Below are 13,805 nucleotides of genomic sequence, written 5' to 3' on the forward strand. Positions count from 1 at the left end.
CTTGAGCGCCCCGATTCAGATCGTCACCGACAGCGCGGCACAGTTCCTTCTGCCCGGCTTTGCCGCCGATCAGGGAATTACGATTATTCCCTTAGAACTGGAATTAGGCGGCAGGCGCTACCGCGATGGCGTCGATATTGACGCTGAGATGATCGCCCGCCATGTGGCGGCAACGGGCGAAGCGCCGCGCCTGCTCCCCCCCAGTGTGGAAACCATTGCAGGGGTCTATGCCAACCTCTACCGTGAGTCGAATCGGATTCTCTCCGTTCACCTCTCGCGGGCGGTGCATCCCATGTGGGAAAAGGCGAAATCTGCCGCCGAAACGCTCTTGGGGCGCTGCGATATTGCCGTCTTTGATTCGCACAGCCTTGCCGCCGGACAGGGCTGGCTTACCGAGGCAGGGGTGCGCCTGACCCGTGAGACGAATTCCCTTGACGACACCGTGCGCGAACTGCGCAAGCTGATTCCCCATATTTACTCTATTTTTTGCAGCGAACGTCTCGATTACCTTTACCGTGCCGGACTCCTGTTGGAATCTCAAGCCGTTTTGGGGAATATGTTGGCAATCAAGCCGTTTCTCACCCTAGAGGACGGTGAATTGGTCGTCATGGAGAAGGCGCGATCCAAGCCACAGGTTGTCGATAAGCTGATCGAATTCGTCACCGAATTTGCCGCCGTAGAACAGCTTGCCGTACTGCGTGGGGCATCCGCCGCGCCGGAGGTGATGCGCTCCCTTGCCGAGCGGATGCGAGAGGAATTCAGCCCAACGCCCTACCCCATCCTCACGGCGTCATCCGTGTTGGCATCTTTGCTTGGCACAGAGGCAATTGGGATCATGATTCTTGAGCGTGAATTAGGCAACCGCGGGGGGGATTATGACGATGACTTTGACGGTGAGGATGATGAGTAGCCATGTCCGATGTTCTCGAAGCACTGGTGGGGTATGTTCTGATTGCGGGCGGACGGGCGGTGAGCGCCCCTCCCCCCGGCGCCATTGTTGAACTACCGCCCCGCAAAACCCAGCGCGGACGGGAACAAGACACATTCTTCGCGCTCATCGTGCCAGCGGGCAAAACACACCAACCCGCCCCCTTTTATGAGGGGTTGGTGCGCTATGCCGCCGATCTCTACTTTCGGGCAGGGGGGAGCGTCACCAGCGGGCTGCGCGATGTGCTGAACGCAATCAACCAGCAGCTTTTGGATCACACCGCAAACACCGGAAATAAAGCTGAAATCGGCATGGCGGCGGTAGTCTTGCGCGGGGCGGAAATTTACCTAGCGAAGGCGGGCGCGACACTGTGCGCGCTAAAACAAACCGACGATTTCACCACCCTCCCCGCCGACCTCAGCGATGCCCTCAACAGCGACCCCTTTAATCTTGGCACAAGCACACACCCCGATGTGCGGCTTGCCCGCTATGAGGTTGCCTCTGGCGATGCGCTCTGCCTTGCCGATCTGAACCTTGCCCGCATTGAGCCAGTAGCACTGGAAGCAGCCCTTGCCAAAGGCAATCTTCCCAATGTGATCGAGGGCATTAAGGCGCTTGCCCCTGCCCAAATCCAAGCGATGATTATCGAATTTGTCTCCACAGACACGCCCGATCCGGTGCTGCCGCCCTCGCGCCCGGTCAGCACGGCTGCCCCTAGCAGCGGCGTCCTCGTCACCAGCGTCAGCAAACCGCCCAAACGTCCCACAGGGACAATCCGTATTCCGCTCACCCCCTCAACGCCCGCCAAACAGACGCTCACCCTCCCCACTCAGGAAGGGACGGTGGAGGCATCAGAGGGAGATGAGGACACAACACCCCCAACGGAGGGAGCGCCGACCCTTCTCTCGCGGATAGGCAGCGCGGCGGGGTGGTTTGGCGGTGGGCTCAGCCGTGCGGTGGATCGGCTGCTGCCCGAACCAACAGAAGATGGGTCGCCGCGCCTTCCGGTCATGTTCGCCGCGGCGCTGGCAATTGCCGTCCCTGTGCTGATTGTCTTTGTGATCGTTGCCCTGCGGCTCTCGCAGTTCGATATGACGCAATTTGAACAACAGGTGCAAGAGGTGTTGAAGGCAGCCGAACAGGCGCGGGTGATCGCCCTTGCTGATGTGCCAAATGCCCGCGCCGCATGGATGGAAGTGCTGCGTCGTGTGGAGGGCGTGGAAATTGCTTCCGGGCGGACGGGCGACCCTGAACTGCTGAAAGTACGCGCCGAAGCGCAAGGGATTCTCGATCAGTTTGACAAAGTGACGCGGCGAACGCCGGTTGCCCTGCGCAATTTTGGGACAGGCGCCGTGATGAGCGATCCGATCATACGCGGCGGGGCGGATGTCTACACGCTGGATCGGGCGTCGAGCGCCATTTACCGCGACACCTTGAATCCGAACAGTGTCGCCCTCATCACCCGCAACGCGCAGCCAGTGGTTCAACGGGGGCAGTCGGTGGGGGCGTTCTCCGTCCGCCAGATCATCGACATGGCGTGGGTCAGCGAGGGCGGCACACAGCGGGCAAACGTCCTCGCTGCGCTCGATACACAAGGGCTGCTGATCACCTACTCGCCTACCTTTGCTCCGGCAACGGCACAGCGCTTACCAGGGGCAGATTTATGGGGCGATCCGGTGGCGATGTATGTGTGGCGCGGCAACCTTTACCTGCTTGACCCAACGGAAAACCAGATTTGGCGCTATCGTCCGGTGGGGAATAGCTATCCCAACCCGCCAGAAACCTACTTTGAGCCGGATGATCGTCCCGACCTCTCGTTAGGTGTTGATCTCGCCATTGATACGGCGGGGAATGTCTATGTTTTGTTTGCCGATGGGCTGCTTGGCAAATACAATGGGGGGACGCCGCTGAAGTTCGTCTACACGGAAATGCCCGATGGCGGCGCTCCCCGCAGCGCAGCCGCGATGTTCCTTGACGCCGATTCCCCCCTTCCAGCAATTTATGTGGTCGATCCCAAAGATCAGTCCGTCTACCAAATCACCCTATCGGGGGCGTTTCGCTATCGGTTTCGGGCGGCAGATGGGGCGATGTTCAGCGGGGTGACCAGCGTATTTGTGACGGGGAACACCGTTTATGTGGCGGCGGGGTCGGTTTTGTACTCATTTTCCCTTAACGACCTGACGGGGGGGTAGGGCGGGGCTGCGCCCCACCCGCCCCCTACAGGCTAACGACTGAGATAGGCAGCCAGCGCCACAAAGGTGGCGTTGGCGTCAATCGTTGGTTCGTTGGACGCCCATGAATCAAAGTCATCGGTATAGCAGAGTGCCGGCGGCGCACCCGCGCTCCACAAGCCCATGAGTGCCGCATCACCGCCCGCATTTTCACGGTTTGCCCCTTCGGTTACCACACCGGGAAGTGCCAGACGGAAGCGGTAGCTCACGTTATGATGCGGATAGAGGACGCTGTTTTCACCCATCCCGCTCAGATAGAACTTCGATACTGGGTTTTTCCCTAGCAGATAGTGCATCTGCGCCGCTGCCACATGGTGGTAATCCTCGTTGGGATCGATGTCATAGGCAAGCATCAGGTATAAGCCATGCGCCAGCGCCACCTGATTTGACCCCCAGACATAGGCAAACCCCGCTGCACTGTGGTTGAGCGCAACGCCATAGCCTGTTTTGCGAGCAACTTCGACAATTTCTCCGGCGCCGGCTAAAAATGCCTCTCGTACTGCCGCCTGCTGCTGCGGATCGGCCTTAGGGGCGGTGAGATAAGCATAAAGCCCCTGCGGAAAGGTGTTCGCCCATGTCATCGTTAGCTGCGGCGCCGCTTGGGGAAATAAAGTCGCAACCGCCCGCTCATAGTCGGGATTGCCTGTTGTCTTGAACAACTCTGCCGCCGCCCACAGGCGGGTTGCCTCCTCACTGCCCACATAGTCATAGCCACCCTGCATGGGGTATTCGCTCTCTGGCGGGTTTTGGAAACCGCCCTCTGGGACTTGATTGGGGTGCGCCGCCAACCATGCCCAGGCCCGTTCTGCCGCCGCCAGATAGCGATCTGCGGCATCGGGATCGATGGGGCGGAAAATCCCCGCCGCTTGCGCCATTGCCGCCGCAAAAAACGCCGTGTCATTGCTGGTAATGCCGAACACATAGAGCGGGTCGCTGTCCTCGGCGGGCAAGGTGCCAAAGTTGGGGAAGGCGCGTCCGGTCACTTTATGATGGACAGCGCCATCTTCCCGCTGCATTTTCAGCAGCCAATTCAGTTCCCAGGCAACCTCATCGAGCAGATCGGGAATGCCGTTCCCGCTTTCGGGGAGCGTCAAGGTGCTATCGGCAAAGGCGGTGGGGTTCGCCGCATATGCATAGAGCAGTTGGTTGATAGCGAAGGCGCCGGTTGGAATGTAGCGCCCATAATCGCCGGCATCATACCAACCACCACTGACATCCATCGTTTGGGTTGGATCATCCCACAAGAGGGCGGGCGCAGTGTGACCAGCCTCCCACTGGAAGGTCGGATGATCGGGGTCAGCAAGGGCAATCCCGCTCCGCTGCCAATAAAAGAAACGGGCGGCAAGGTGCGTCACGTCCCGATAGGCATCTTCGCCAATGGTAAAGGGATAGCTTTCGCCGGCGCCTTCGGCAACAACCTTGTAAGTTCCCGCTCGCCGCAGCGAGTTAAAGCGCCCCCAATACACAGTTTGGTCGGTGTCGGCATCGGGTCCCCAGCGCACAGCTTTCCCCTTAAAGACAACTTCCCCGCTGCCCACTTCGATAATTTGAAAATCACCGACGGGAACAATGGCGACAAAGGCTTTCCGTTCGTCTGGACGGTAGTATTGGCTTAGGCGTATCATGGGCAAATCAGCAAAAAAGGTCGTGTAATCGGGCGGTGCGTTGAGGTCTTTCGTGGAAACAACCCGAATATCATCAAACCAGAGCGTCCCCGTGAGCCGCTCATCGCCCAATGCTTCCAGCGCGATCTCAAGACTTTCAATCGGGTTGGCAGCAAAGACGGTCAATCCTTCTGTTCCCATCCATGTCAGGCGCTTAAAGGCAGACCAGGGGATCATAATCTCTTGCCACCCCTGATCGGCGCCTTCGGGGGTGTGAATCAGCGCCGCAAAGGGGGTCTTGCCCGGCGACTGCGCTGAGGTTTGCGTTGGATCATTCAGGTGAAGGACGATGTTCACCGGCAGTCCGGCTTTATCGGCGCGGAGTTTGAACACAATGCCCTCACCATCGCGCCAATCGGGGGTGATCCCGAAGTCCATTCCGATTCCGGCGTAGCCTTTTGCCGCCACGTCGAGATCAAGGCGTAGCGAGCCTATCCCGTTGAAGAACGTCTCTTGATCAATCTTCGCCGAAAACGTTGTTTTTTCGGGAGAGTTATCGGTATATGTCCACCAGCGCCCCACGACGCTTCCACCCTCATAGCCCTGATCAAAGTCATCGATCAAGGTTGCCGCTTCGGGCGACTGCCCCCGTGCGCCGTGCATGGGGAATAGAAACATAAACAGCAGAACACCTGCCAAGATGAACCGGATCATCAGAAATACCTCCTATTCACGCTTTGACTGCCCCCGCCGTCATCCCTCGCAAAAATTGACGTTGGATCAAGAACACAAGGAAAATTGCCGGAATCGTGGCGAGCGCCGCGCCCGCCATCTGGATCCCCTCCACAACTGCCCCCTGCCGCACCTGCATCTGGGCAATGCCCAAAGGCAAGGTGAACATCTCTGGCTTACGGATCATCAACAGGGGCCACAAATATTCATTCCAAATGCCCAAGAACTTGATGACCAACAGGGTGCCAATTGCCGGACGGCTGAGCGGCACCACAATGTACCAAAAGGTGCGCAGCGGACCCGCCCCATCAATACGCGCCGAGTCCAACAGTTCATTGGGAATCCCTCGCATGTATTGGGTGAGCAGAAAAATGCCATAGGCATCGATAATACCGGGAATGATCAGCGCCTCATAGCGATCCAGCCAGCCGTATACCCGTGAAAACATGTAAAAGGATGGGATGAGCGTGGCATAGATAGGCAGCATCATCGTGGCGAGCATCGTCCAAAAGAGGATCGTCCGCCCCCGAAATTTGAACTTAGCGAAGGCGAACGCCGCCAATGAATCGAGGGTGGTCACCAGCAGCAGACTAACCCCCGCCACAAAGATGCTGTTCAGGTAGTAGCGCGGATAGTCGATCTTCAGTTCAACATTGCCCACCTTTTGCCCAAACAACAGCCGTTCATATTGAATGAAGCTAGGGTTTGAGGGGAAAAACTGCCCACTGTGCAGTTCCCCATCGGGCTTGAATGAGGTGGACACCACCCACATATAAGGAATTAAATAGAGCAGCATCGGGATGCACAACAGTGCGGCGATGATCCATTTGACCGTTTTACCCCGTCGGGTGAGTGTAACCATCGAACAACCTCCAACCTTCTGCGCCTTTAGTCGTGTGTTGTGCCGCCTTTGAAGAAGCGTGTATTGATGAAACTGGCAACGAACATCATCAGCGTTAAGGTGATGGCAATTGCCGAGGCATAGCCAAATTCCTGTTTGGAAAAGGCGCGGTCATAGAGATAGCGGGCGATGGTCTCTACCCGATGGCGGGGATCGTTGGGGACAAGCAGCGCGGGCTGAACAAAAATCCCTAAAAGGAAGATCACCCCAGTGGTCATGATGAAAAACAAGACGTTTTGCAGCAGCGGCAGGGTGATTCGGAAAAAGAGTTGATTCTCATTTGCCCCATCCAGCCGCGCTGCCTCGTAGTATTCCGTCGGGATGTTGCGCAGGGCTGAGGAAACGATGAGAACATCCCACCCCAAGCCGCTCCAGATCAGCATCACATTTAATGCCCAGATTGCGTTTGTCCCGCCGAGGAAGTCTGCGCGTTCCCCGCCCAACGCCACCAATAACCCGTTGACGGGTCCGTAATTTGTGTTGAGAAGCTGTCGCCACAAATAGGCAATGACGACGACAGAGGTCACCGCTGGCAAGAAAAAGGTGGCACGGAAAATACCCCCCAACCAATCGGGCATCCGGTCAATCAACACGGCGATGAGGACGGCTAATGCCGCGCCGATGACCGCACAAAAGAGGGTGATCCGCAGCGTGACGCCGACACTGTTCCAAAAGCGGGCATCGTTGAACAGGTTGGTAAAGTTATCAAACACGCCATCCAGCGGAATGAAACTCTTGCCCGCATCGGCGTAAGGATCCCAGCGATGAAGGCTTAAAAAAACCGAAAAGCCAATCGGGAACAGTTGAAACGCCAAAAATGCCAAAAAAAACGGTGCAACAAAGACATAGGGCGCGTTTTTCTCCCAGAATCGCCCTGTGCGGTATGGTTTCTCGCCCGTCAGGGTTCGGGAGGCGAACAATCGAGATGCTAGTTGAGACATGCGAACCTTCCAGTGACCCAACGCCGCACGGTATGACAAAAGGTAGGTATGATAGAGACAGGGCGACGACACGGGCATTGGGAAGCACCGCCAAGCGCTTGGTCCCAATGCCCGCCAGAAGAAAGGCTTACTTCAGCGCCGGACTAGATGCCACCGCGTTATCGAGTGATTCTTTCACGTCGCCGCCCTCTTTCGTCACGATGTAAATCGCTTCGCCAAGATGTTCGGCAACTTCCGCCGAGGGTAATTCCATCCCGCGCACCTGCACCGCCCATTCAGAGATCAGCTTTGCCAGCGGTACACCGAGGTACTCGTTGTCTTGGCTTAGGTCAATGTGCTGCCATGCCGTCTGGAGGGCAGGGACGCCACCGACCTTCTCATAGTAGGTTGCCATGACTTCGGGCTGTTCCATATAAACCAAGAATTGGCGGGCGAGGTCTTGTGCCTTCGATGCCTTCGGAATGGAGAAGCACGCCCCACCTGTGGAGGCGTGGTATTTCCGGTCTTCAGGACCAAAGGGCATGGGCGCAACGCCCCATTTGCCTTCCAACTCTGGGGCGACGGCTGCCAGTTCGGTGGCATACCATGAGCCACGCATCACGGCGAGAACTTCGCCATTCTTCAGCGCGGCAGCCTGATCGCCATCGGAAGCATCGTCCCACAAGCGGGCAACTTTGTAGGTGTTGGCGAGGTCGTTGTAGAGCGTCAGCGCTGCCACCGCCGCCTCGTTGTTATAGAGGTAGGTGCTGCCATCTTCGCTGACCAAGCGCCCGTTGTAGGGCGTCAGGAAGCCCTGATAGAACCCGTAGTAGTCATTGACACCGAGCAGAATGGCATACTGCTTGTCTTTTGTGATTGCCTGCGCAACCTTCACAAAATCGGCTGTGTTAGCGGGGAAGCCATCCAGCCCTGCCGCCTTGATTGCCGGGTCATAGATATCTTTGCGGTAAAACACCACATTGAAATCGAGATCGGCGGGAACGCCATATTGTTTGCCGGCGTACCCGCACAGTTCCCAACCGCCCCCAGTGAAGTCTGCCGGGTTCAGTTCGTTCTCGATTCCATCCAAAGCAACCACTGCCCCATTGCGGATCAGATCGCCCGCCCACATGGGATCAAGGGTCACCACATCAGGCGCGTTTTCCCCGGCGGCAAGCGCCGTGACCACCGCATCCCGATAGGGATCGTACTCAAACCGCTCAATATTCACCGTAACGCCCGGGTGCGCCGCCTCAAAGCCGGGTTTGATGCTGTCCAGCCAATCTGCCGTCCAAACAAACCCCCACACGGTGATCGTCTGCTCTTGGGCAGCTTGTGCCGGATGTGTGCTAGGCGCAGCGGCTATCAGCAGCAGCGCCACCACCACAAAGAGTAAACCAACTTTCTTAATCATCGAACAACTCCTCCAAACCTTTCGGACATTTTGGTGATCGTTTCACACAGCGCCCCATCGAAAAGCGCCATGACTCACCCAACCTTAGAGCGCCATCTGCTTGCGCAGTGTGGCTAAAAACCCATCCCCTGTGGGGTAGGCGCAGCGATCCGCTGCCAAAAGCGCCGCCCCAACAACGGGGGGCTGGTTTAAACGCTGCACAACAACCTGTGGTGCAGCGGAAGCAAGCTGATCTCGAATGGTGTCAGTGAGCAAGGGGTTTGCCGCCCGAAACACGCCGCCGCCGAGGACGACATCACAATCCGTCCCCAATAGATCGAGGCAGCGCAGCATCGTGAGTGCCGCCGTACTAAGTTCTAGCCCCTGTTCGCGGATGATCCCTTGCGCAAGCGCATCCCCCGCCGCCGCTGTCTCAAAGAGCAGCGGGACAAGCGCCCGCATCTGATCGGCGGAAATCGTCCCGTTTTCGTAATCGGCAGCGAGGGTCAGGTAATCAGGCTTTTGCCATAGGCGCAAAATGGCGCCTTCCAAGAGGGTTGGCGCTCCGCGTCCATCCCACGCACGAAAGGCAGCCCCAACCGCCTCTATCGCTAGATGATCGCCCCCCGCTCGATCTCCGGTGAACCCACCGAGTGCCGGAAAGCGAAGCTCGCGCCCGTGTTGATCGACACCGCCCGCATTGAAGCCCGTCCCACAGACGACGCCGACCCCATAGGGAAAGCGGCTGCCCGCCCGAAAAATGCCGATCACATCGTTATAGACTTCAAAGGAACAGCCCAACGGCAGCGCGGTGAACGCCTCACGCAGGCGGGTAAAATCTTGGGGAAGGTCTGCCCCCGCCATGCAAAATGCGGCGCTTTCGAGGGCAAGAGACCCAGTACCAGACAGATCAGCGCCACTTGTTTGAGCCTCTGCCACCGCCTGCCCAATAGCGCTGCGGGCATTGGCGATCACTTCTGCCATGCCTGCGGTGTGGTAATTCCCGCGCCCGCTCCGCCCTTTTCCTAAGACCATGCCCCGCCCATCAAGGATGAGGGCGTCCGTTTTTGAGCCGCCGCCATCAACGCCGAGGAAATAGGGGGGGAGAGGTGTGCCTGCCGTGCCGGTCATGACCCTTCTCCTTTGGGATGGAACTGGGGGAGATAGTCCCAATGGGCGGTCTTAATCGCCTTCCACAGGGCAACGGCTTTATCCCATGAGCCAACGAGGGGGTTGCTGAACAGCGCCATGATTGCCATATCCTCGCTGCCGGTGACTGCCGCTTGGATGGTCAGTTCTTCGTATGCCTTCACTGCACCCATCAAGCCGCGCACGGTGGGCGGTAGGCTGCCCATGGTCAAGGGGCGGGCGCCCGTTTTGCTGACGACGCAGGGGACTTCTACCGCGCAGTCCGGCGGCAGATCGGGGACGGCTGTTCCGTTGCGCGTGTTCACAATCAGCACATCACGGCGATCCAGCGCAATAGAGCGGATCAATTCCACCGCCGCCGTTGAGTAATGCGCCCCGCCACGTGTTTCCAGCAGTTTGGGCTTTTCGCGCAGGGTGGGGTCGCTGTACAGTTTTAGCAGTTCCGCTTCCACCGTCTGTAAATATTGCCCCCGACTTTGGGCGGCGTTTTTCTGCTCTTGGAGGACACGATCAGGATGCACGTAGTAGCGCAAATAGTAGTTGGGCAGCAGTCCAACGGCTTTCAAATAGCCCGCGTCCACCTGCCCGCCGCTTGTCCCCCACTCTGTTGCCAAGACGTGGGCGGTGACATCCTTGCCATCGACCCACACCCGCGTCCAACTGAGGTGATTCAGCCCCACATACTCAAGTTCAACGGCTTCTAGGGGGACATTGAGCGTCTGGGCAAGGCTGATCCGCAAGTTGATCGGCACGTTGCACAGCCCAATGGCGCGGGTCGCGGTGTGACGCAAGATTGCCTCGGTGACGATCCCCGCTGGATTGGTAAAGTTGATCAAGGTCGCATCGGGGGAAATGTCTGCCATGCGGCGGGCAATGGTCAGCATCACCGGAATGGTGCGCAGCGCTTTGGCAAAGCCGCCCGGTCCGACGGTTTCCTGACCCAAGACGCCGTGTGGCAAAGGGAGTTGTTCATCAAGCGCCCGTGCCGCCAAACCGCCAATGCGCATTTGGGTGAGGACAAAATCCATCCCGTCAAGGGCATCGTCAAGCTGTGTCGTCAGAGACACTTCGACGCCGCACGGCGCTAACATACGCTGCGCCAGCCCGCCAACGGTGCGCAGGCGTTCCTCGGAAATATCCATCAGCACCAGATGTTCAAGGGGGAGTTCAGCCGCATGGCGAACAAAGCCCTCCACAAGTTCGGGGGTGTAGGTGCTGCCGCCCCCCACCACAGCAATTCGCAACGGTTTCATTGGGTCAGTTTCCTTGGGGCAAATTGAGGGAGATAGTCAGCATGTTCGGCGACCAACGCCGCTAAGAGGGAACGCGCCACCGCAAACGACGGAACTAAGGGATGTGCCAGCAGAGATTGCAAGGCTATCCCTAAATTGCCCGCCACTGCCGCCTGAACAGCCAGCGCTTCCGAGGCTTTGACGGATTCCATTAACCCGCGAATGATCGTTGGTATCGGCGCGGCGGGCAGCGGGTGAGCGCCTTCGGCATCAACACGGCAGGCGGTTTCAATGACCGCATCTGGCGGAAGGCTGCTAAACGTTCCCTGATTCAAGACATTAACAACGTTCACTGCGCCCGTATCGTGCCACAAGGCATGGATAATGCGCATTGCCGCTGTGGAGTAGTGGCGTCCGCCACGTTGGTTCAGCAGAGCGGGGCGCTCCACCGTCAGCGGGTCGGCATAGAGCCGGAACAACTCACTTTCAATTTCCATCACGCGCTCTGTGCGCGACTGCGTGCTTTGCACCTGTTCGGTGAGCATCCGATCTCGGTTGTAATAATAGGAAAGGTAATACCCTGGGAGAAGCCCCAGGGTATGCAGCAGATCGGGCGAAAAGAGGGGGTCTTTTTCCTGTCGGGCGGCATGGATGGTCGCTTGCAAGACGCGCTCCATCACGGACACGCCATCCAGATGAACATCGCGCACCCATCCCAAGTGATTCAACCCAATGTAATCAAGGGTGATCCGTTCTAGGGAGACATCCAGAAGCCGCGCCGCATCAGAGTGCATATCCATCGGAATATTGCACAAGCCAAGTGTTTTGACCTTTGTCTCGTGCAGCAGCGCCTCGGTGACCATCCCCGATGGGTTGGTAAAGTTGAGCAGCCACGCGGAAGGGCAGTACCGTTCGATATCCTCGGCAATGCCTAACATGATTGGGATCGTGCGCATTGCCTTCAGCAGTCCGCCGGGACCGATGGTCTCTTGCCCAATCACGCCAAAGCGTGGGGGGACAGTTTCATCAATCAAGCGTGCTGCCATCCCGCCCACCCGCAGTTGGGCAATGACAAAATCCGCCCCGTCCAGCGCCCGCTCGCGGTGGGTCGTCGCGCTTAGGGTGAGCGGATAGCCGGCATGGTGAAGCATCCGGGAGACCATCCCGTGCATCACCGCCAAACGCTCTTGGTAGATATCGACAAGGGCAAGTTCGCGGAGGGGAATCTCGTCCCGCCGTTGAATCAGCCCATCGATCACTTCGGGTGTGTAGGTGCTGCCGCCGCCAATGATTACGAGTTTTGCGCCCATGACAGCCCTTCCTTAAACCGTTGTTTCCGCGAGGGAAATAGCCAACTTACCCGCCCCCAACAGCGCTGCATCATCCCGTTTATGTGCTGGATGGAGCAGCAGACCGCCACTGTGCGCCCCTAACGCCGTATGCAGCAAGGGAATCAAGACATCGGCAGCGTAAATCCACGCCCCGCTCAAGACGACATGCTGAACGGCAAATAAACTGCGCATCCACAGCAGGGCGTTTGCTAGATCGTTAGCAAGATGGGTGACGGCACGCAGGGCAAGCGCATCCCGCTGCCGCGCAGCCTCAAAGATTAGGCGTGCGCTCAGCGGGCGGGTGGTGAGGACGCTCTCAGGACAGTCGGCAAATCCGGCTTGGACGTGGGCAATCAATCCCCCATCGCATAAGCGGCTGTGCAGCGGGCTGCCGTCGGCATCAACCCCTAACCCCCCGATGCGTGTTTTTCCCTCAAGGTAGAGGCAGCAGCAGCTTTGCACCCCCAAATAGAGCGTTAGGAAAGCAGTTTCCCCTCGCAGCAGTTCCGATTCCGTCTCGGCTAGGGCAACCGCCGCCGCCGGATGGATCGCCGCCACCGGAATTTCAAGGCGGGTTTGCAACGTATCTTGTAGGGTCTGCTGTTGAAGGAGATCACTGTCACCCGTCAGAGTCAGCGCCGAAAACTGGGAGCGATAGCTAGGGTTTGCCTCAAACAATTCCTCAATCAGCGTGAGCAAAAGCGTGGGCAGTTCAGAGGCGCTGAGGGCGGGCATGAGAAAAGGGGTGATTAACTGCGTGCGGCGGGTCAGAATCGCGCCGCTGAGGTCTGCCATAATGCCTGTAATTTGGGTCTCATCGACGCGGATCGCGGCGACCAACTGAGCGCGGTTGTTGAAGCGCAGCAAGACGCGCTTGCGTCCAACGTTCTTGCTCTCGTCTTCGCCTTCTTCCAGAATCACCCCTTCATCAAGCAGCAGCCGCGTGATGCGGGAGATCGTGGCGGCGTTCAGGTCAAGCATCTGCGCCAACTCCACACGGGAGATAGGTCCCTGCCGCTGAATGGTCGCCAAGACCATTGCCCGGTTGTGCTGCCGCATCAATTCAGGATGTTGCGTTTGCGACATTGCCCTGTAACGTCCACCTAAAAGGAAAAAAATAACGCTCATTCATTAATTGATTGCAAGCACGCAATCAATTAATGATCATTGTATGCGGAGAAAAAACGTTTGTCAAGCAATTGGACAAACTGAGGATAGTGATCGAAAGAAGCAAGGTGAGAAGGGTGAGGTTCTTAAGCGGTAGGGCGCGGCGCGAGTGATTCTCTGACCGTTTGCAACTGAGGGCGCATTTCTCCCCCCTTTCCCTGCCTACGGGGAAAGGCGACTGCTGCGCAGTAACCGGGGGGGGATAGAGGGGTTCTGA

At 58.0% G+C, this 13,805-nt stretch carries 10 protein-coding genes; 2 read left to right on the forward strand and 8 right to left on the reverse strand.

Annotated features, from left to right (window positions below):
• The first annotated feature begins 1 nt into the window (after position 1).
• Entirely contained in the window at positions 2 to 910 is a 909-nt protein-coding gene (locus tag HS103_08465) for a DegV family protein (protein ID MBE7512832.1), read from the forward strand.
• 2 nt (positions 911 to 912) lie between these two features.
• The gene (locus HS103_08470) at positions 913 to 3,120 is read left to right on the forward strand and encodes a hypothetical protein (protein MBE7512833.1); all 2,208 of its coding nucleotides are present in this window, start codon (positions 913 to 915) and stop codon (positions 3,118 to 3,120) included.
• A gap of 32 nt (positions 3,121 to 3,152) precedes the next feature.
• On the opposite strand, the gene HS103_08475 is transcribed toward HS103_08470, so the two are convergent.
• The 8 genes from HS103_08475 to HS103_08510 all read right to left on the reverse strand — a co-directional run bounded on the left by HS103_08475 (position 3,153) and on the right by HS103_08510 (position 13,507).
• Entirely contained in the window at positions 3,153 to 5,477 is a 2,325-nt protein-coding gene (locus HS103_08475; GenBank protein MBE7512834.1) for a glycoside hydrolase family 9 protein, read from the reverse strand.
• Between the two features lie 16 nt (positions 5,478 to 5,493).
• Entirely contained in the window at positions 5,494 to 6,357 is an 864-nt protein-coding gene (locus HS103_08480) for a carbohydrate ABC transporter permease (protein MBE7512835.1), read from the reverse strand.
• A gap of 26 nt (positions 6,358 to 6,383) precedes the next feature.
• Positions 6,384 to 7,337: a sugar ABC transporter permease gene (locus tag HS103_08485; GenBank protein MBE7512836.1), complete on the reverse strand. Its 954-nt coding sequence runs from the start codon at positions 7,335 to 7,337 to the stop codon at positions 6,384 to 6,386.
• 127 nt (positions 7,338 to 7,464) lie between these two features.
• Positions 7,465 to 8,730 (reverse strand): sugar ABC transporter substrate-binding protein, encoded by a 1,266-nt coding sequence (locus tag HS103_08490; protein MBE7512837.1) that lies wholly within the window; start codon positions 8,728 to 8,730, stop codon positions 7,465 to 7,467.
• An 84-nt stretch (positions 8,731 to 8,814) separates the two neighbouring features.
• On the reverse strand, positions 8,815 to 9,840 hold the full coding sequence (locus HS103_08495) for an ATPase (GenBank protein ID MBE7512838.1): 1,026 nt from the start codon (positions 9,838 to 9,840) through the stop codon (positions 8,815 to 8,817).
• Positions 9,837 to 11,111 carry a 6-phospho-beta-glucosidase gene (locus HS103_08500; GenBank protein MBE7512839.1) on the reverse strand — a complete coding sequence of 425 codons (1,275 nt, stop codon included), beginning with the start codon at positions 11,109 to 11,111 and terminating at the stop codon, positions 9,837 to 9,839. Before HS103_08500 ends, HS103_08495 begins: the two co-directional genes overlap by 4 nt.
• Positions 11,108 to 12,400, reverse strand: a complete 1,293-nt coding sequence (locus HS103_08505) for a 6-phospho-beta-glucosidase (GenBank protein MBE7512840.1) — start codon at positions 12,398 to 12,400, stop codon at positions 11,108 to 11,110. The genes HS103_08500 and HS103_08505 overlap by 4 nt, the downstream gene beginning before the upstream one ends.
• 12 nt (positions 12,401 to 12,412) lie before the next feature.
• Entirely contained in the window at positions 12,413 to 13,507 is a 1,095-nt protein-coding gene (locus HS103_08510) for an ROK family transcriptional regulator (GenBank protein MBE7512841.1), read from the reverse strand.
• Positions 13,508 to 13,805 lie beyond the last annotated feature (298 nt).

The sequence above is a fragment of the Anaerolineales bacterium genome, assembly GCA_015075625.1.
Lineage (GTDB): Bacteria > Chloroflexota > Anaerolineae > Aggregatilineales > UBA2796 > UBA2796.

Bases quoted from the DNA above. Each gene is read 5' to 3' on its own strand.
- HS103_08485 (MBE7512836.1), bottom strand. From the start codon at position 7,337: ATGTCTCAACTAGCATCTCGATTGTTCGCCTCCCGAACCCTGACGGGC.
- HS103_08495 (MBE7512838.1), bottom strand. From the start codon at position 9,840: ATGACCGGCACGGCAGGCACACCTCTCCCCCCCTATTTCCTCGGCGTT.
- HS103_08480 (MBE7512835.1), bottom strand. From the start codon at position 6,357: ATGGTTACACTCACCCGACGGGGTAAAACGGTCAAATGGATCATCGCC.
- HS103_08470 (MBE7512833.1), top strand. From the start codon at position 913: ATGTCCGATGTTCTCGAAGCACTGGTGGGGTATGTTCTGATTGCGGGC.
- HS103_08475 (MBE7512834.1), bottom strand. From the start codon at position 5,477: ATGATCCGGTTCATCTTGGCAGGTGTTCTGCTGTTTATGTTTCTATTC.
- HS103_08510 (MBE7512841.1), bottom strand. From the start codon at position 13,507: ATGTCGCAAACGCAACATCCTGAATTGATGCGGCAGCACAACCGGGCA.
- HS103_08505 (MBE7512840.1), bottom strand. From the start codon at position 12,400: ATGGGCGCAAAACTCGTAATCATTGGCGGCGGCAGCACCTACACACCC.
- HS103_08500 (MBE7512839.1), bottom strand. From the start codon at position 11,111: ATGAAACCGTTGCGAATTGCTGTGGTGGGGGGCGGCAGCACCTACACC.
- HS103_08490 (MBE7512837.1), bottom strand. From the start codon at position 8,730: ATGATTAAGAAAGTTGGTTTACTCTTTGTGGTGGTGGCGCTGCTGCTG.